The organism is Streptomyces sp. CB01881 (assembly GCF_002953255.1).
Taxonomy (GTDB): Bacteria; Actinomycetota; Actinomycetes; order Streptomycetales; family Streptomycetaceae; genus Kitasatospora.
The window spans coordinates 9,542,246-9,559,594 of sequence record NZ_CP026498.1; the positions used below are offsets into that span (position 1 = coordinate 9,542,246).

Annotated in this window: 16 protein-coding genes and 1 pseudogene; 11 read left to right on the forward strand and 6 right to left on the reverse strand. The window is 74.7% G+C overall.

Going from position 1 to position 17,349, the window contains the following annotated elements; all coding sequences use genetic code 11:
* Nucleotides 1–41: 41 nt before the first annotated feature.
* The 3 genes from C2142_RS31195 to C2142_RS31205 form a co-directional block, all read right to left on the reverse strand.
* Entirely contained in the window at nucleotides 42–2,330 is a 2,289-nt protein-coding gene (locus tag C2142_RS31195) for an ABC transporter ATP-binding protein (RefSeq protein ID WP_241002885.1), read from the reverse strand.
* Between the two features lie 211 nt (nucleotides 2,331–2,541).
* A complete protein-coding gene (locus C2142_RS31200; protein WP_148646172.1) occupies nucleotides 2,542–2,898 on the reverse strand; it encodes a DUF5132 domain-containing protein in 357 nt (118 codons plus the stop codon).
* Between the two features lie 310 nt (nucleotides 2,899–3,208).
* Nucleotides 3,209–3,421, reverse strand: coding sequence for a hypothetical protein (locus tag C2142_RS31205; RefSeq protein ID WP_148646173.1), 213 nt, complete (start codon nucleotides 3,419–3,421; stop codon nucleotides 3,209–3,211).
* Nucleotides 3,422–3,723: 302 nt separating this feature from the next.
* On the opposite strand from C2142_RS31205, the gene C2142_RS31210 reads away from it, so the two are divergent.
* The 5 genes from C2142_RS31210 to C2142_RS31230 are packed head-to-tail and all read left to right on the forward strand — an operon-like array spanning nucleotide 3,724 to nucleotide 10,258.
* Complete coding sequence (locus tag C2142_RS31210; RefSeq protein ID WP_148646174.1) at nucleotides 3,724–5,307, forward strand: ABC transporter substrate-binding protein; 1,584 nt, start codon at nucleotides 3,724–3,726, stop codon at nucleotides 5,305–5,307.
* A gap of 14 nt (nucleotides 5,308–5,321) precedes the next feature.
* Nucleotides 5,322–6,290, forward strand: coding sequence for an ABC transporter permease (locus C2142_RS31215; RefSeq protein ID WP_241002886.1), 969 nt, complete (start codon nucleotides 5,322–5,324; stop codon nucleotides 6,288–6,290).
* Nucleotides 6,291–6,297: 7 nt separating this feature from the next.
* Nucleotides 6,298–8,169: a dipeptide/oligopeptide/nickel ABC transporter permease/ATP-binding protein gene (locus C2142_RS31220; protein WP_241002887.1), complete on the forward strand. Its 1,872-nt coding sequence runs from the start codon at nucleotides 6,298–6,300 to the stop codon at nucleotides 8,167–8,169.
* Nucleotides 8,166–8,957: an ABC transporter ATP-binding protein gene (locus tag C2142_RS31225; protein WP_148646176.1), complete on the forward strand. Its 792-nt coding sequence runs from the start codon at nucleotides 8,166–8,168 to the stop codon at nucleotides 8,955–8,957. Before C2142_RS31220 ends, C2142_RS31225 begins: the two co-directional genes overlap by 4 nt.
* The gene (locus C2142_RS31230) at nucleotides 8,954–10,258 is read left to right on the forward strand and encodes an FAD-dependent oxidoreductase (protein WP_148646177.1); all 1,305 of its coding nucleotides are present in this window, start codon (nucleotides 8,954–8,956) and stop codon (nucleotides 10,256–10,258) included. The genes C2142_RS31225 and C2142_RS31230 overlap by 4 nt, the downstream gene beginning before the upstream one ends.
* A gap of 48 nt (nucleotides 10,259–10,306) precedes the next feature.
* On the opposite strand, the gene C2142_RS31235 is transcribed toward C2142_RS31230, so the two are convergent.
* Both C2142_RS31235 and C2142_RS31240 read right to left on the reverse strand, forming a co-directional pair.
* On the reverse strand, nucleotides 10,307–11,074 hold the full coding sequence (locus tag C2142_RS31235; protein WP_148646178.1) for an alpha/beta hydrolase: 768 nt from the start codon (nucleotides 11,072–11,074) through the stop codon (nucleotides 10,307–10,309).
* Nucleotides 11,049–11,366, reverse strand: coding sequence for a hypothetical protein (locus C2142_RS31240; RefSeq protein WP_148646179.1), 318 nt, complete (start codon nucleotides 11,364–11,366; stop codon nucleotides 11,049–11,051). The genes C2142_RS31235 and C2142_RS31240 overlap by 26 nt, the downstream gene beginning before the upstream one ends.
* Nucleotides 11,367–11,607: 241 nt before the next feature.
* Here C2142_RS31240 and C2142_RS31245 point away from each other — a divergent pair, with 241 nt between their 5' ends.
* Together C2142_RS31245 and C2142_RS31250 are read left to right on the forward strand one after the other, a co-directional pair.
* Nucleotides 11,608–12,888 (forward strand): amidohydrolase family protein, encoded by a 1,281-nt coding sequence (locus C2142_RS31245; RefSeq protein ID WP_148646180.1) that lies wholly within the window; start codon nucleotides 11,608–11,610, stop codon nucleotides 12,886–12,888.
* Between the two features lie 358 nt (nucleotides 12,889–13,246).
* On the forward strand, nucleotides 13,247–14,050 hold the full coding sequence (locus C2142_RS31250; protein WP_148646181.1) for a class I SAM-dependent methyltransferase: 804 nt from the start codon (nucleotides 13,247–13,249) through the stop codon (nucleotides 14,048–14,050).
* 19 nt (nucleotides 14,051–14,069) lie between these two features.
* Here C2142_RS31250 and C2142_RS31255 read toward each other — a convergent pair.
* A pseudogene (locus C2142_RS31255) lies at nucleotides 14,070–15,042 on the reverse strand (IS5 family transposase).
* Between C2142_RS31255 and C2142_RS31260 the strand changes: the two are divergent.
* From C2142_RS31260 to C2142_RS31275, 4 genes are all read left to right on the forward strand, one after another.
* Nucleotides 15,032–15,265: a hypothetical protein gene (locus C2142_RS31260; RefSeq protein WP_148646182.1), complete on the forward strand. Its 234-nt coding sequence runs from the start codon at nucleotides 15,032–15,034 to the stop codon at nucleotides 15,263–15,265. The pseudogene C2142_RS31255 and the gene C2142_RS31260 overlap by 11 nt on opposite strands.
* Nucleotides 15,266–15,463: 198 nt before the next feature.
* Entirely contained in the window at nucleotides 15,464–15,745 is a 282-nt protein-coding gene (locus tag C2142_RS42045; RefSeq protein WP_148646183.1) for an MFS transporter, read from the forward strand.
* 111 nt (nucleotides 15,746–15,856) lie between these two features.
* Nucleotides 15,857–16,000 (forward strand): hypothetical protein, encoded by a 144-nt coding sequence (locus tag C2142_RS42050; RefSeq protein WP_162002599.1) that lies wholly within the window; start codon nucleotides 15,857–15,859, stop codon nucleotides 15,998–16,000.
* A 181-nt stretch (nucleotides 16,001–16,181) separates the two neighbouring features.
* Nucleotides 16,182–17,349, forward strand: a 1,168-nt coding sequence (locus tag C2142_RS31275) for a serine/threonine-protein kinase (RefSeq protein ID WP_346766402.1), incomplete at its 3' end; no start/stop codon positions are given.

The window sequence follows — 17,349 nt, forward strand, 5'->3', positions numbered from 1 at the left end:
TGGCGTCACGAAGTCGGCGGGTGGGCGCGGGTGCTGCGGGGTCAGGCGGCGAGTTCGCCGGCCTGGAGCTGCCAGAGGGATGCGTAGAGTCCGTGCTGGGCGAGGAGTTCGTCGTGGGTGCCCTGTTCGGCGACGATGCCGCCCTTGTCCAGGACGTAGATCCGGTCGGCGTGGCGGACCGTGGAGAGCCGGTGGGCGATGATGACCATCGTCCGGTCGGCCCCGAAGCCGCGCAGCGTGCGCTGGATCGCGGCCTCCGTCTCGTTGTCCACCGCGGAGGTCGCCTCGTCCAGGATCACGACCGGCGCGTCCTTGAGGATCGCCCGCGCCAGGGCGATCCGCTGGCGCTGGCCGCCCGAGAGCGCGGCACCGCGTTCACCGATCAGCGTGTCGTAGCCGTCCGGCAGCGTCGCGATGAAGGTGTGCGCCTCGGCCATCGCGGCCGCCTCGACCACGGCCTCGTCCGAGGCCCCGAAGCTGCCGTAGCGGATGTTGTCGGCGATGCTGCCGTCGAAGAGGAACGGGTCCTGGGCGACGAACCCCACCGCCTCCCGCAGATCACGGCGCGGCAGGTCGCGCACGTCCCGCCCGTCGAGCAGCACGGCGCCCGACCCGGCGTCCTGGAAGCGCATCAGCAGCTTGGCGACCGTCGTCTTCCCGGAGCCGGTGGCGCCGACGAGAGCGGTGGTCCGCCCGGCGGGAATGGTCAGCGAGAGATCGTCCAGGGCCGGCTGCCGCCCCGGGTAGGCGAAGGTCACCTTGTCGAGGACGATCTCGCCCCGCACCTTCCCCGCGTCGAGCGGCTCCCCCGTGCCGCCGGCCTCGACGGGCAGGGCCCGCAGCCGCTGCACCCGGTCGTAGGCGGCCAGCGTGCGCTGGTACTGGTCGACGACGCCACCGAGCCGGCTCATCCGCAGCAACAGCATCTGGGGCAGCCCGATCAACGGACTGAACACCTCGAACCGCAGCGTGCCGTTCAGGACCGAACGGCCGCCGATCAGCAGGGTGCCCGCCATCGAGGCGGTCGTGCAGGCCCGGACGGTCTCGGCGTGGCGGATCGTGCTCCGGTCGGTCTGCCGGCTGCTCTCCTGGGCCGCCTCGCTCAGCCCGTCGATGCGTTCGGCCTCGTAGTCCTCGGTGCAGAAGCTCTTGACGGTCGCGCCGGCCTCCAGCGAGTTGACCAGCTGGCTGTGCAGCCTGGCCCGGTTCTCGCCGGAGACGGCGTAGTCGGCCGCGACCCTCTCCTGATGGTGGAGCGACAGCCAGGCGATCACCGGGATGGGCAGGAACGCGATCCAGGCGATCTGCGGGGCCAGCAGCAGGAACGCCGGCACCAGCAGCGCCAGGCTGGTCCCCAGCTGCAGCACCTCGCTGGCCGGGCCGGCGAAGAAGGCGCCCAGCTGGCCGACGTCCTCGGTGAGCGCACCGGCCACCCGGCTGGTCCGCTCGCCCTCCAGGTGCCGCAGTTCGAGGTGCTGCACATGGGCGTACGTGCGGCTGCGCCAGTCGTGCTCGACGTCCTGGCCGAGCCCGCGCCACTGGAGGTTCGACGCGTACGACAGGCCCGCCACGGCGGCACAGGCCGCCGCCACCAGCCCGGCCAGGCCCCAGAGTTGGGCCGACGCGGTGGTCAGTCCGAGGCCGACCAGCGGTGCGGCCTCGCCCTTGATGAGCACCAGTCCCGTCCAGCCGAGGAAGGTGCCCAGCGCCATCTCCGAGACCTGGCAGGCGACCGAGAGCGCGGAGGCGCGATGGAGCCGTTTCCGGTGCGGCCCCACGATCTCCAGCAGAGGGTGGCGTCCGGCCCCGGCCCCGGCGCCCGCTCCGGAAAGGTCCCGGGTCGTCTCGACCGTCCCGTGCCAGGCCTTCCGGACCACGGCCGCGGTCGCGGCCGCGACCCCGCCGAGCACCACCAGCTGCCTGCTCAGCACCGACCCGCGGATCAGCGCGACACCGGCCGCGACCCCGCCGCCGACGGCGAGGACGGGACGCACGACGACTCCCCGGCCCGGACGCGAGGCCGGCGCCGGCCGCCCCGGCCGGGCCGGACCCTCCGCGACCAGGGCGACCGCCCTGCGCATGATCCGGCCGACGTCCGCGGCACGCACCCGCGCGTCGTGCCGGACGAGGACCCCACCGGTGACCGGGCTGGCCTGCGCCTCGGTGATCCCGGGGACGCGGCGCAGGGCCGCGGCGAGGAGTTCGGCCGCCCGGGGCCGTCCGAGAACCAGCCTGACGTCCCAGCGCTGGCGGCCCGGAATGACCGAGCGCGGGCTCACGTCCAAATCCACGGTGCGATATCCGGCTGCGGCACCCAGCAGAGATGGCATGTGTACGATCACCTGTTTGCGGAGGTCGCGGGTGGTCCGTCAACGGGCGCGGCGGAATTCTGCGCCCGGCGGATTACTGCGACGGAGTGGAAAGTCTGGGACGGGGAAGTGATGCGGCCGAAAGGCCCGCGCCCGACCGCCGCACGGACGCGTCCTCCGGGGTCGGCCGGAAGACGGGCCCAGGCGGCGGGCCGGACCGCGGATCAGGGTGTCAGTGCACCTTGCCGGCACCCACACCGGCGGTCGCGCGGATCTTCGGGGCCCTCGTCTCGGACTCGGGCCGGTCGGCGGTCTCGTCCTTCTCCCCGTTGGCCGTCTCCCCGTTGGTGGGGGCACCATCGGCGGCCCGGTGGCCGTCACCGGCGACGATCTGCGCCGCCACCATGTCGGCGGCCACCTCGGCCGCGAGGTCGTGGATGTTCTCCCCGGCCTCGTGGGCCGCCTTCTTCACTTCCATGGCGATTCCGACGGACGTCTTGACGACGCCGCGCACCAGCGGCTTGAGGAGACGCTTGGCCAGTGGCGCGACGATGAGACCGACGAGGAACGGCGGGACTACGGGCGGCATGATGCTCCAACCTCTCTACGCAGACGGATGACAGGGTCCCCGGGTACTGCGAACTCCGGAGTACGCACAGCCGAGCGGACGGGAGCACCCTCTCCCGGAATTCCCGACCCTTTTTGCCGGTTTCCCGGCCGGGCCGAATTCCTCGTCGACGGGGGCACACCGCCCGCTCCTCCGCCACCGTAGTCCAGTCATGTCCATCGAGACCAAACAGTCTCGGCGGGTTTCACTCATGCGAGTGTTATCCGTGCCCTCGGCCGCAACTGATGGCAGTACGCATACCCCCGAGGGAGGCTCCGGTCCTATTGGCATATCAATTCTGATCGCTTTCCCGATGCCCGCCGAGCTCGCGCGCCACCCTCCGCCGCAGGGCGGGGAACGGCGGCCCGCCGCCACCCGGCACCGCCTCGTGGAAGGCCCGCAGATCGAACCCTGCGCCCAGCACGCCCTGCGCGAACCGGGCCCGCTCCTCGGCCTCGGCGAGCGACGCCCCGGGGAGCGTCTCGACCGGGAGGTCCTGGCGCACCCTCACAGTGGATCGCGTTCCAGTAGGAACTCCCAGTAGCGTTCGGCCAGTCGGCCGACCTCCTCACCCGGTCCGTTCGTCCTCGTCCTCATGCGGCCAGTGTGGCGACGACCGGCCGCGCCGTCGCCCGGTCCGCGAAACGACGGCCGCGTTGTCCCCCGAACGGATGAGACGTACCCGATCGCCCGGGGCCGCGCGAACCGTGACGGCCGCCCCAGGAGGCGGCTGTAGCGGTTCGAACATGCTTGCCACGTCGCCGAGTTGACTCGCCGTCCGCCCATGCGGGGTGGCACCATGACCCCATGTCGCGTCGCACCCTGCCGGTCCCCCTGGCGGCCGCCGTCACCGCCACGGCCGTCGCGCTGGCCGGCTGCGGGGGCACCGCCCGGTCCTCGACGAGCACGCCGCTCGTCGACCACGGGACCGTCCGGATCGCCGCGTCCAGTGAGACCCCGAGCTTCGACCCGTACTCCGCCTTCGGCGCCGCCCAGGCCCGCTACGCCTACGACTCGCTGCTCAACGTCGCCCCCGACGGCACCGTGGTCTCGGGCCTGGCCTCGTCCTGGCAGGCCACCACGACCACGGCCGTCTTCACGCTCCGCCCGGGCATCACCTGCTCCGACGGCACCCCCCTCACCGCCTCCGCGGTGGCCCGGGCCCTGACCTACGCGGGCGACCCGGCCAACCAGCTCGCCGGCGCCCGGACCGTCCTGCCGGGCGTCCCCTTCACCGCGAGCGCCGACGACCGGGCCGGCACCGTGTCGGCCACCGCCGCCGCCCCCTTCCCGTTCCTCACCCGCACCCTCGGCCTGCTGCCGGTCGTCTGCCCCGCCGGCCTCGACCGGCCCGAGGCGCTGGACCGGGCCACCCAGGGCACCGGCCCGTACGTGCTCACCCGCTACACCCCCGGCGGGCCGTACGAGTTCACCGTCCGCGAGGGCTACACCTGGGGACCCGCCGGGGCGGGCACCGCGGAGCCCGGCCTCCCGGCCCGGATCGTCCTCTCGGTGGTGCCCCAGGCCTCCACCGCCGCGAACCTGCTGCTCACCGGGGGCGTCGAGATCGCGAGCGTGAACGGCCCCGACCGCGCCCGGCTCACCGGCCGCGGCCTGACCTCCGCCGACGTGGCCACCGTGGTCGGGCTGACCTTCTTCAACCAGCGCCCCGGCCGGCCCCTCGCCGACCCGGCGCTGCGCCGCGCCCTGGTGTCCGCGCTCGACCGCCAGGGGCTCGCCAACGTCGCCGTCGGCGGCACCGGTCGGCCCGCCACCGACTTCGGCGCCGAGGGAGCCGTCTGCCACGCCGACCTCGCCTCCGCCCACCTGCCCGCACAGAACGCCGCCGCGGCACTGCGCACCGCCGGGTGGAGCCGCACCGCGGACGGCCCCCTCGGCAAGGACGGCCACCCGCTCCGGCTGCGCCTGATCACCAGCCCGGACATCGGCCCGACCCTGCCGTCCGCCGCCGAGCTGATGGCCCGCGCCTGGACGGCGCTCGGCGCGGACGTCAGGCTGGTCACCGAGAGCCTGCCCGCCCTCGTCAACGCCATGTACCGGACCGGCGACTTCGACGTCGTGGTCGGCAGCACACCGGGCTTCGCCCTGCCGGTCGGCTTCGTCCCGTTCTTCTCCGGCCCCACCCCCGCCCAGGGCCTCAACTTCGCGGGTGTCGCCAACCCCGAGTACGACGCCCTGGTCGCCCGGGCGCTCCAGGAGACCGACACCGCCGGCTGCGGCACCTGGAACCAGGCCTCCGCCGCCCTCCTCCGCTCGGCCGACGCCCTGCCGATCGCCGACGGCCGGAGCACCGTCTACGGCCACCGCACCACCTTCGCCACCACCTTCGGCGGCCAGATCGTCCCCACCAGCATCCGCCTGCACCGATGACCCGGGGGCCCGACGTGTCCTTACCCCGCCTGCTCCGGCACCCGTGGACGGCGTTCCTCGGGCGCCGCACGGCCCGGCTGCTCCTCTCCCTCGGGGTCGTGCTCACCGCGTCGTTCGCGATGATCCGGCTGGTCCCGGGGGATCCGGTCCGCGCCGCCCTCGGCGTCGACGCCTCCCCCGACCTGGTGGCCACCCGCAGGCACCGACTCGGCCTCGACGCGCCCTTCCCGTCCCAGTACCGGCACTACCTGGAGGGCCTGGTGCACGGCGATCTCGGGACCTCGCTGGTCACCGGCACACCGGTCGCGGAGCTCGTCCGCACCCGGCTGCCGGCCACCCTGGAGATCGCCGGCCTGGCCTTCCTCGTCACCCTCGCCGTCGCCCTGCCCTGCGGACTGCTCGTCGCCGTCCGCACCCGGGACGGCCGGCACCCGCGCAGCGAACTGGCGTTCACGGCGGTGACCGCCGGCCTGGCCGGGGTGCCGGACTTCGTCCTGGCCGCCGGGCTGACCGCGCTGCTGGCCGTCGGCCTCCAACTGCTCCCGGTGGCCGGTGCGGCGGGCGTCGAGTCCTTCGTACTGCCGGTCCTCGCGCTCTCCCTCGCACCCACGGCCGTCCTGGTGCGGATCGTCCGGGTGGAGGCGCTGAAGGTGCTGTCCGAGGACTACCTGCGCACGGCCCGGGGAAAGCGCCTGTCCCCCGCCCGCCGCTACCTGCGGCACGCGGCGCCGAACATGGCGACCGCCTCGCTCACCGTCGCCGGCAGCCTGCTGCCCGCCATGATCGCCGGCACCGTCCTGGTCGAGCGGGTGTTCTCCTGGCCCGGCATCGGTTCGGCGATGGCACAGTCCGTGGCCGCCCAGGACTACCCGGTGATCCAGGCGATGGTGCTGGTCCTGGGCACCACCGTGCTGCTCTCCGGCCTCCTGGTCGACGTGCTGCTGGCACTGCTCGACCCGCGTTCGGCGATCCTGGAGAGCTGAGGACCCGATGCCCCTTCCCACCCGGTACCGCCGCTCGCCCCTGGCCTGGGTCACGGCGGCCATGCTGGCCTCGCTGGTCCTGCTCGCACTGGCCGCCCCGCTCCTGTGGGGCGCGGCCGCGGACCGCCCCGACCCCTCGGCGGTGCTGCAGGGCCCCTCGGCGGCGCACCCGTTCGGCACCGACAACCTCGGACGGGACGTGCTCGCCCGGGTCCTGACCGCCACCCGGCCCTCCCTGCTGCTCGCGCTGGCCGCCACCCTGCTCGGCGCGACCGCGGGCGTCCTGCTCGGCGCGGCCACCGCCGTCGTCGGCCCCCGCGCCCGCCGGCGGCTCGCCGCGCTGATCACCCTGCTGCTCGCCTTCCCCGCACTGCTGGTCGCGCTCTTCCTCGCGGTGGTGTTCGGCGCGGGCGCCGGCGGGGCGGTGCTCGCCCTCGCCGTCGCGGGCGTCCCCGGCTTCGCCCGGCTCGCCCAGACCCTCGCCGCCGGCGTCGCGGGCACCGACCACCTGGCCGCGGCCCGCGTGCTCGGCCTGCGCCGTCACCGGCTGCTGTGGCGGCACGTACTGCCCAACATCGCCGAGCCGCTGTTGCTGAGCACCACCACGGCGGCGGGCACCGCCCTCGTCGCGCTCTCCGGGCTGAGCTTCCTCGGCCTGGGCGTCCAGCCGCCCGGCTACGACTGGGGGCAGTTGCTCAACCAGGGGCTCGACCGCGTCTACGCCGACCCCCTGCCCGCCCTCGCCCCCGGCCTGGCCGTCCTCTACGCGGCCGTGACGTTCCAACTGCTCGGCGAGGTCCTGGCCGGCGGCGTCGCCCGGCGCGGCCCGGCACCCCGCACGCCCCCGCAGCCGACCGCACCATGGGGGTCCCCCCGGCCGAAGGCTGGGGGAGGGCCCGCCGAGGACGGCCTGGTGCTCCAGGTGGAGGACCTCGGCGTCGAACTCCCCACCCCGGACGGCGTGATCCGGCCCGTGCGCGGCGTGAGCCTGTCGCTGCGGCCCGGCGAGATCGTCGGGCTCGTCGGCGAGTCCGGCTCCGGCAAGTCGCTCACCGCGCTCGCCATCGCCGACCTGCTCCCGGACCGGGCCCGGGTGACCCGACGGACCCTCCGTCTGCTCGGCGCCGACCTCGCCGCCATGACGCCGAAGGAGCGCGAGCACCACCTCGCCACCGGACTGGCGATGGTCTTCCAGAACCCGGCCTCGGCGCTCAACCCGTCGCTGCGGATCTCCACCCAGCTCACCGAGACCGTCCGGGCCCATCGCGGCGCGAGCCGCGCGCAGGCGTCGCTGGAGGCCTCCGACGCCCTGCGCCGGGTCGGCCTGCCCCCGGCCGTGCTGCGCGCCCGCCCCCACCAGCTCTCCGGCGGCCAGCGCCAGCGGGTGATGATCGCCGCCGCGCTGATGGTGCGACCGGGCCTGATCATCGCCGACGAGCCGACCACCGCCCTCGACGTCACCGTGCAGCGGCAGATCACCCGGCTGCTGTCCGAGATCCGGCGGGACACCTCCGCCGCCGTCCTGTTCATCAGCCACGACGTCGCGCTGGTGGGGGAGTTCTGCGACCGCGTGCTGGTGATGTACGCGGGCACGGTCGTCGAGACCCTGCCCGCCGACCGGCTCGCCACCGCCCCCCGGCACCCCTACACCCGGGCCCTGGTCGCGTCGGTGCCGGACCTCACGGCGGATCGCGACCGGCCGCTGCCCACCGTGGAGGGCGCGCCGCCCGATCCGCTCGCGCCGGCCCCCGGCTGCCCGTTCGAGCCCCGCTGTGCGCACAGCCGGGACCGCTGCGGCGAGCAGGCCCCGCCGCTGGAGGACCTCGACCCGGTCCAGCGGGTCGCGTGCTGGTACCCCGTCGCGGTGGCCGCGTCATGACCGCCCTTCAGGTCTCCGGCCTCACCGTCCGCCACCACGGTCCGTACGGTCCGGTCACCGCCGTGGACGGCGTCTCGCTGGAGGTCCCGTCCGGGACCACGCTCGGGCTGGTGGGCGAGTCCGGCTCCGGCAAGTCGAGCCTGGCCCGCGCGATCGTCGGCCTCGGCCCCGTGCACGGGGGCCGGGTCCTCCTCGACGGCCGGGAACTCCGGGTCCGCACCGTCCGCGACCGGCGCCGGCTCGGCCGCCTGGTCCAGGTCGTCCTCCAGGACCCGGACACCGCGCTGGACCCCCGGATGACGGTCCGCCAGACGCTCGTCGAGGCGGCCACCGCCTTCCACCGGCTCGACCGGAGGGCCCGCGCCGAACGCGTCACCGCCCTGCTCGAACTCGTCGGCCTGGACCCCCGGTTCGGTGACCGCCTGCCGCGGCAGCTGTCCGGCGGCCAGCGCCAGCGGGTGGCCGTCGCGCGCGCCCTCGCCGTCGAACCCGGCCTGCTGGTCGCCGACGAGATCACCTCGGCGCTCGACGTCTCGGTGCAGGCCTCCGTCCTCAACACGATCCGCGCACTCCAGCGGCGGCTCGGCCTGTCCATGCTGTTCATCGGCCACAACCTGCCGGCGGTCTGCTACGTCTCCGACACGGTGGCGGTCATGCGGCACGGCCGGATCGTCGAGACCGCCCCCACCGGGACCCTGCTGCGCAGCCCGCAGCACCCGTACACCCGGACGCTGCTCGCCTCCGTGCCGGGCCTGCGCACACCCCCGACCGAGGAGAGGCCGTCATGACCGGAAGCCGACCGGACGCTGTGGTCGTCGGAGCCGGGGTGATCGGCGCCGCCATCGCCCTCGAACTCGCCCGCACCGGGCGGCAGGTGGTCGTCGTGGACAAGGCGGGCGCGGCCGGCCACGGCTCCACCGGCGCCTCCAGCGCGATCGTCCGGTTCACCTACTCCACCTTCGACGGCGTCGCCACGGCCTGGGAGGCCCGGCACCTCTGGACGTCCTGGCCCGACCACCTGCGGCTCACCGGCCGCCGCCCGCTCGCGGCCTTCCACCGCACCGGCGCCGTCCTGCTGGACGCCCCCGGCACCGCCCTGGCGGGCACCACCGCCCTGTTCGACCGCGCCGGCGTCCCGTACGAGCAGTGGGACACCGCGACGCTGCGCAGCCGCCTCCCCGGGATCGACCCCGGGCGGTACTGGCCGCCGAAGCCGGTGGACGACGACGCCTTCTTCGCCGCTCCCACCGGCGAACTCGGCGCCCTGTTCACCCCGGACGCCGGGTTCGTCGACGACCCGCAGCTCGCCGCCCAGAACCTCGCGGACGCGGCGGGCGGGCTGGGCGCGCGCTTCCTGTTCCACCACACCGTGGTGGCCGTCGACCGGCACGCGGGCCGGGTGACGGGCATCCGCCTGGCCGACGGGACGCCGATCGCCGCGCCGGTCGTGGTCAACGCGGCCGGCCCGTGGTCGGGCGGCCTCAACCGGCTGGCGGGCGTCGGGGGCGACTTCACCGTCGGTGTACGACCGCTGCGCGAGGAGGTCCACCAGGTCGCCGCCCCGGGCGGCCACGCCGCCGGCCCCGGCCCCGTCGTCGCCGACCTCGACCTCGGCACCTACCTGCGGCCGGCACCCGGCGGGCACCTCCTGGTCGGCGGCACCGAGCCGGAGTGCGACCCGCCCGAGTGGATCGACGACCCGGACGAGGCCGACCCCCGCCCCACCGCCCGTCGCTTCCGGGCCCAGGTGACCCGGGCCGCGCGCCGCTTCCCGGCGATCGGCGTCCCCAACCGGCCGCTCGGGGTCGCGGGCGTGTACGACGTCGCCGACGACTGGACCCCGGTCTACGACCGCACCGACCTCGACGGCTACTACGTCGCCATGGGCACCAGCGGCAACCAGTTCAAGAACGCCCCGCTGGTGGGCCGCTACCTCGCGACCCTGGTCGACCGGGTCGAGGCCGGCCACGACCACGACGCCGACCCCGTCCGCCACCGCTGCGAACACACCGGCAACGTCGTGGACCTGGGCTCGTTCTCGCGCCGGCGCCCGGTCCGGCCGGGCTCCGCACGGACGGTCATGGGCTGATCGGCGGACGGCCGTCAGTCGGTCGGCCGCCGGCCGGTCGGCGGACGGTCACGGGCTGGTCACCCGCAGCTCCCGCGCCAGGTCCTCGACCACGCCGACCACGAACCCGGGCGCCTCGCGCGGGAAGTCGTGGCCGGTCCCCTCCGGCGTGTACACCAACCGGGACGCCGTCGACGCCGCCAGGTACCGGACCCTGGTCCGGAGGTAGAAGTTCCTGATCCGCTCGGCCTCGACCGCGTCCCGGGCGCCGGCCAGCACCGCCTCGCCGCCGACGAGATCACGCGGTATCACCAGCACCAGCGGCAGGTCCCCGAGATCCCCGTCGTACACCACGGTCTCCCAGCCCACCCCGGCCAGGCCGGACGGCGAGAGCTCGGCAAAGATCGACGCGGCGGCGCAGTGCTGGCCGGTCCGACCGCCACGGCCGCGGTGCGCACCGAACAGATGCCGCACCGCCGCCAGCAGGAAACTGCGGCGCATCCCCGTGATCAGCCGGTTGGACGGCGCGAAGGCGATGACCTCCAGGGGCGTCGGGTCCAGCAGCACCAGCCCCGCCACCAGATCCGGCCGCCGCCTGGCCGCGTTGGCGACCAGTAACCCGCCGAAGGAGTGGCCGACGAGCACGAACGGGGGCCGTTCCCCCGCCCTCTCCAACGCCGCCAGCAGTTCCTCCGCCTCCACCGCCGTGGTCCGGGGGAAGGGCCCGGCATCGCTCCAGCCCGTGCCGAACCGGTCGACCAGGACCGAGCGGGTCCGGGCCGCCGTCATCGAGTGCAGCTCCCCGAACTCCTCACCGGGCGCGTGTCCACCGGGCATCCACACCACGGTCGGCCGCCGCGTCCCCCTCCCCCAGGACGTGCATCCGGTGACCGCCCACGTCGACCAGCGTCCCCGGCACCGGCCGCTCCCCCGCCTCGCGGGCCATCAGCACCAGGTGTCGCACGGCCCCGGCCAGCATCACCACACCGGCGGCCACCAGCAGCGCACCGAGCGCCACCGCCCAGGTAGCGCCGAGCCCGACGAGGCAGCCGCCCACCGCGGCCACCACCAGCGCGACCGGCACACCCGCCCAGTCCCGGCTCAGCAGTGCGAGCAGAGTGTTCGCCATCCGTCCGTCCCGGCGCATCGGTCCTCCGTGACAGCAGCATCCGACAACCGACCCCTGTCCGTGTCCTTCCCCGTCCGCCCCGCCCTCACCCCGCAACCGCCCTCCGGCGCGCACCGCGCACGCCGGGGAGCCCTCGGTCACCGCCTCCCCGCCCGGCGGACGGCGGGATTCCGAAGGCCGGCCCTGGTCCGTTCGGGTGACCCATCTGGTGACGGCCCCGCGGCCGGTCGAGGATGGCGCCATGAGTGTCGACGACTCCGGTGCCGGGCTGCTGGTGACCAACGTGCGCGTTTTCGACGGGACCGGCGGGGAGGCGGTACCGGGGCACGTCCGCATCGAGCGGGACAGGATCACGGAGGTGGCGCCGGGCCGCGCCTCCCCGCGTGGCGCCCGGGGGGTGACAGTGCTGGACGGCGGCGGCCGCACGCTCATCCCGGGCCTCACCGACGCGCACGTCCACCTGTTCGCGATCGGCGCCACCATGGCGGAGCTGCAGCTCGCGCCGACCGGCACCGTCTACTACCAGGCCCTGGCCGCGGCCCGCGACATGCTGATGCGCGGCTTCACCACAGTGCGGGACATGGCCGGCGACACCGAGCCGCTGCGACGGGTCCTCGACCGCGGGCTCTTCCCGGGGCCGCGGATCTACCCGAGCCAGGCGGCCGTCTCCCAGACCTCCGGCCACGGCGACTTCGGGGCCGTCCACGACACCCCGACCGCCCTCGGCGGGCCGCAGGCCCGGACCGAACAGATCGGCTTCACCCGGGTGGCCGACGGGCCGGAGCGGGTCCTCGCCGCGGTGCGCGAGCAGCTCAGGAAGGGCGCGACGCAGATCAAGCTGATGGCCGGCGGCGGCGTCATCTCCGAGTTCGACCCGCTGGACGTGCTGCAGTTCACCCCGGCGGAGCTGGAGGCGGCGGTCGCCGCGGCCTCCGACTGGGGCACCTACGTGACCGTGCACGTCTACACCTCCGAAGGCGTGCGCCGCGCGGTGGAGGCCGGGGTGCGCTGCATCGAGCACGGGCACCTCGCCGACGAGGACACCATCCGCCACCTCGCGGAGCGGGACGTGTGGCTGAGCACCCAGCCGTTCGAGGTCGACGACCACCACTACGCCTCTCCAGACAGCGACCGCAAGAACCGCGAGGTGTGCGAGGGCGTCTCCCGCACCTTCGCGTGGGCCGTCAAGCACGGCGTGCGGCTGGCCTTCGGCACCGACCTGGTGCTCGACCCCGGGAAGAGCCACCGGCAGAACGAGATGCTCGTCCGGCTCGGCGCCCACCTCAGCCCGGTCGAGGTCCTGCGCATGGCCACCTCCGGCAACGCCGAACTGTTCCGGCTGTCCGGCCCCCGCGACCCCTACCGCGCGGCGCCGCTCGGGGTCGTGGCGCCGGGAGCGTGGGCCGACCTCCTGGTCGTCGACGGCGACCCGACCACCGACCTGTCCGTCCTCGCCGATCCCGAACGCCACCTGCGCCTCATCGTCAAGAACGGCGTCGTCCACAAGAACGAGCTGGACTGATCCCGCCCGCCACCGGCGCCGTTGCCCGGCCGTCCGCCACCTCCCGTTCGGGTGATCTCCCGGCCTGTGACCCGGGCGCTGGGCAACCGGACCGACAACGCCGTCGCCGCGGGCCCGTGCCCTCCTCCGGCGCGCCGCCGCACCCCTTGGGCCGATCGGCCCAGGCACGGCGTGCCTCGGCCGCCCCGGCGGACGCCGGTGCAGGATCGGTGGCGCGGCGGCCCCGGGGCGGGCCGCCCGCCACCGCGCGAGGAGGGCCCGCCATGAAACGGTTCGACGACCCGCTGCTCCGGTCCCCCGGGGCCCCCGGGTCCGACGACACCCCCGGCGCCGCCCCTGTCGCCACGGAGGCCGCGGCGTGACCGCCGCAGCGAGCGGGGACGGGACGGGCGGCCGCTACGGCGAGGCCGTCTTCCGTCCCGAGCAGGCGGGCGAGGGCGAACGGACCGACCTCGGCGCGCTCGCCTACGACGACGTCACGATGGCGCGGCTGAGGACACTCGGCGCCGGCCCGGGGTGGCACTGCCTCGACGTGGGCGCCGGCACGGGCACGGTCTCCCGCCGGCTCCTCGACGAGGCCCGGGTGGCAAGCGTGCTCGCCGTCGACCGCGACGTGCGTTTCCTCGGCGCGCGACCCGGGCTCGACCTGCTCGAAGCCGACGTCACCGCTGCGGACTTCGCCCCCGGCCGGTTCCGCCTCGTCCACGCACGCTTCGTCCTGATGCACCTTCCCGAACACGACCGCCTGATCACCGCCCTCGCCGAACTCCTCGTACCCGGAGGCGTGCTGGTGCTCAGCGACGCGGTCGACCTGACGAGCGACCGGACGCCCCGCACGCCGTACACCACGGTGATGCGGGCGATGTGGCAGGGGCTGCGGGCCACCATCGGCACGGACGTCTCCTGGGTGCCGTCGTACCCGCACCTGCTGCGCCGCGCGGGACTGCGGTCCGTCGCCGCCGAGGTCCACGTGCCGCCGCTGCTGCCGGGCAGCCCCATCAGCCGCTTCTGGGCGGACACCTGGGACCGGAGCAGAGCCGCGATGTGCGCCACCGGCCTGGTCGACGACGAGGCCGTCGACGCGGCGGTCCGCTACCTGGACTCCGACGAGTGCGCCGCACTGTCGGCCGGCATGCTCACCGCCTGGGGGTGGAAGCCCTAGGGAGCGTATTTGGTCGTGATCAAGGTGCGGTCTTGGCGAGGTCCTTGATCCAGATCATCGAGGCGCGGAGGTGGAGGCCGGCGAGGTAGCTCTCGGGCTTCTTGTCGAACCGGGTAGCGATGCCCCGCCAGGCCTTCAGCCTGTTGATAAGGCGCTCGACGGTGTTGCGCTCCTTGTAGAGCTCGACGTCGTGGCCGACTGGCCGGCCGCCCTTGCTGCCCTTCCTCTTTCGATTGGCGGCCTGGTCCCGCTTCTCCAGGATGACGGCCTTGATACCGCGATTGCGCAGGTGGGAACGGTTGCCGCGGGAGGAGTAGGCCTTGTCGCCGGGACCGCGCCGGGCCGGGTGCGGGGACGGCCGACCGGTCCGCGTACCCGCGCCTTCTTCAGTACGGGGATGAACTGCGGGCTGTCGGCGGCCTGCCCCTCGGTCAGGACGATGGCCAGCGGGCGGCACTTGCGCTCGCCGGTTACGTGGACCTTGCTGGTCTGCCCGCCGCGGGATCGGCCGAGCAGGGCGGCCTTCGGGCGGAGCTTGCGTCGGCGTCGGACACGTCGCCGCTCGTCCCGTTCCGGGTCGTCTGCGGTGTCCTGCCCGTCTTGTTCCTTCAGGCCTCCCCCTTTTGCCGGGCCTTCTCCGCCTCCTCGGCCGCCTTCTCCAGGTCGGCCAGCGTGTCCGGGTCGAGGTGCATTCCGGCGGCGGCGTGGTGGGCGCGGACGGTGGTGGAATCCACGCTGACCAGCGACAGGTCCACCTCACCCCGCTTCGCGGCCTCCGCGATCGCGCCCTCCAGCAGGGCCTCGAAGACCCCGGCGTCCCGCCACTGCCGGAAGCGGTTGTGGACCGTCGACCAGGCGCCGAACTCCTGCGGCATCTCCCGCCACTGGCCGCCCGTCCGAAACCTCCAGATCACGCCCTCGAACTGCCGGCGCAGCCGCTCGGGGTACGGGCCGTACTCGCCGATCGCGGGCGGAGCGCTCATGGCCGTCATGGCCGCCCTGCTGACCTGGTGGGAGAACCGCCACATCGACGGGGCACTGGAAGCGGCCCGCGGCCACTACATCCACCCGAGCTGGCTCGCCGAGGACGCCCGCGCGCTGCTCTCTCGGGCGCAGCAGGCGGCTGCGGCGATCCTCGGGTCCGGACTGCACCGGACCGACCTCGGTGTCTCGGCGCCGCCAACACCGTCCAACTCCCGGAACGGCTGTGGATGATCGCGGACTCGCTGCACCGCTACAGCACGGCGGCCAAGGCCTGCGCGTCGGCCACCGCAGAGGACTCGGCCGTGGCCGATCTGCTGGCGGGCGAGCGCGAGGCGCTCGACCAGGTCGTCGCCGGGATCGCAGCTCAGGTTGTCGCTCTTGAAGAGTACGCGCGTCAGGCCCAGGAGGCGGATCCCGATCATGGTCGGGATGCTGCTCACCACCGTCGCGATGTTCGGCATGTCCACCCTGGAGACCGGCTCCGGCAACGGCGAGATGGCGCTCTGGTTCGTCATGATGGGCCTCGGCATCAGCCCGGTCATCGTCGGCGCGACCGAGGTCATCGTCGGCAACGCCCCGCTGGAGCTCTCCGGGGTGGCGGGCGGCCTGCAGCAGGCCGCGATGCAGGTCGGCGGCAGCCTCGGCACCGCCGTGCTGGGCGCGCTGATGGCCGCCAAGGTCGGCGACGTGCTGCCCGGCAACTGGGCCTAGGCCGGCCTGCCCCCGGTCGAGGGCCCGCAGGCCGAGGGCCTCAAGCAGGCCGCCCAGCTCGGCATCACCCCGCCGGCCCCGCCCGGCACCTCGCAGCAGGCGGTGGACGCGATGGCCGGCGCGGTGCACGACTCCTTCGTCAGCGGCATGTCGCTCGCCTTCGTGGTGGCCTCCGTGGTGGCCTTCGCCGCCGCCCTGCTCGCGCTGCTCACCCATCGCGGCAGCACCGACGCGGGCCCGGCCGTGCACATCTGACCGGCGCCCGCACGCCACGGCCCCGGACTCGGCGGAGTCCGGGGCCGTCGTGGTGTCCACCCCGGTTTGACCGGGACAACCCTGCAGCGTCTTCTGGAAGAGGGCGCACAGGAAATGCGGGAACGCCATGGGCTCTCAGGACGACACGCCACCCGGCCCGCCGCCGGCGGAGGAACCGCGGGTGATCGGCGGACGCTACCGGCTCGGTGAACGGATCGGGCGCGGCGGCATGGGCACGGTCTGGGCTGCCCAGGACCTCAAGCTCGGCCGCCGGGTCGCGGTGAAGGAGCTGAGCGCGCACGGCGTACCGGAGGAGGACCTGCCCCTGCTGCACGCCCGGATGCTGCAGGAGGCCAGGGCGGCCGCCCGGATCAGGCACCCGGGTGTGATCACCGTCCACGACGTGCTGGAGCAGGACGGCCGGCCGTGGATCGTCATGGAGCTGATCGACGGCCGCTCGCTCGGGGAGGTGCTCTCCGAGGAGGGCACCCTGCTGCCGAGGGACGCCGCCCGGGTCGGCGAGCAGGTGGCGGCCGCACTGGAGCAGGCGCACCGGCAGGGAGTCCTGCACCGCGACGTGAAGCCCGCCAACGTGCTGCTGGAGCGCGGCGGTCGGGTCGTGCTCACCGACTTCGGCATCGCGACCCTCACCGGCTCGCCCAATCTGACCAGGACCGGCGACATCGTCGGCTCGCCCGACTACGTCGCGCCCGAGCGGATCCTCGGTCACCGCGCAGGGCCGGAGTCGGACCTGTGGTCGCTGGGCGCCACGCTGTACGCGGCCGTGGAGGGGCAGTCGCCGTTCCACCGCACCACCACCATGAGCACGCTCCAGGCGGTGGTGGCCGACCCGCTGCCCGACCCGCGCAACGCGGGCGCGCTCACCCCCGTGCTGGAAGCCCTGTTACGCAAGGACCCGCTCGAACGACCGGACGCGGCGGAGACCGTGCGCCTGCTGCGCCAGGTGTCCGGCAGCGCCCCCGGCGGGACCCGTCCGCAGCTGCCGACCGAGGTGTCCCGGCCGGACCGCACCCGGACGCAGTCCACCCCGGGGACGCCGCTGCCCGGCATCGGCCCGCTGCCACCGCCGCCCGTGGGCCCGCCCGTGGCCGCGTACGGCGCGGCCGTGCCGCCGGGGCCGCCCGGTGGGCCCACCGGCCCGCCGGCACCGGCCGGGCGGCCCGGCCCGGCCGAGGACGGCGGCGGGCACCGTCGGCGGGGTCTGGTGATCGCGGGCAGTGTGCTGGCGCTGTTGCTGCTGGTGGGTGGCGTGACCTACGCCGTGGTGAACAGCGCGTCGGGCGGGCCCGGCACCAAGGCCGTCGCCCCGGCAGCCTCGCCTTCCCTTC

Bases quoted from the DNA above. Each gene is read 5' to 3' on its own strand.
- C2142_RS31260 (WP_148646182.1), top strand. From the start codon at position 15,032: ATGGCCGTCATGGCCGCCCTGCTGACCTGGTGGGAGAACCGCCACATC.
- C2142_RS31245 (WP_148646180.1), top strand. From the start codon at position 11,608: ATGAGTGTCGACGACTCCGGTGCCGGGCTGCTGGTGACCAACGTGCGC.
- C2142_RS31230 (WP_148646177.1), top strand. From the start codon at position 8,954: ATGACCGGAAGCCGACCGGACGCTGTGGTCGTCGGAGCCGGGGTGATC.
- C2142_RS31195 (WP_241002885.1), bottom strand. From the start codon at position 2,330: ATGCCATCTCTGCTGGGTGCCGCAGCCGGATATCGCACCGTGGATTTG.
- C2142_RS42045 (WP_148646183.1), top strand. From the start codon at position 15,464: ATGCTGCTCACCACCGTCGCGATGTTCGGCATGTCCACCCTGGAGACC.
- C2142_RS31225 (WP_148646176.1), top strand. From the start codon at position 8,166: ATGACCGCCCTTCAGGTCTCCGGCCTCACCGTCCGCCACCACGGTCCG.
- C2142_RS31210 (WP_148646174.1), top strand. From the start codon at position 3,724: ATGTCGCGTCGCACCCTGCCGGTCCCCCTGGCGGCCGCCGTCACCGCC.
- C2142_RS31240 (WP_148646179.1), bottom strand. From the start codon at position 11,366: ATGGCGAACACTCTGCTCGCACTGCTGAGCCGGGACTGGGCGGGTGTG.
- C2142_RS31220 (WP_241002887.1), top strand. From the start codon at position 6,298: ATGCCCCTTCCCACCCGGTACCGCCGCTCGCCCCTGGCCTGGGTCACG.
- C2142_RS42050 (WP_162002599.1), top strand. From the start codon at position 15,857: ATGGCCGGCGCGGTGCACGACTCCTTCGTCAGCGGCATGTCGCTCGCC.
- C2142_RS31200 (WP_148646172.1), bottom strand. From the start codon at position 2,898: ATGCCGCCCGTAGTCCCGCCGTTCCTCGTCGGTCTCATCGTCGCGCCA.
- C2142_RS31235 (WP_148646178.1), bottom strand. From the start codon at position 11,074: ATGCCCGGTGGACACGCGCCCGGTGAGGAGTTCGGGGAGCTGCACTCG.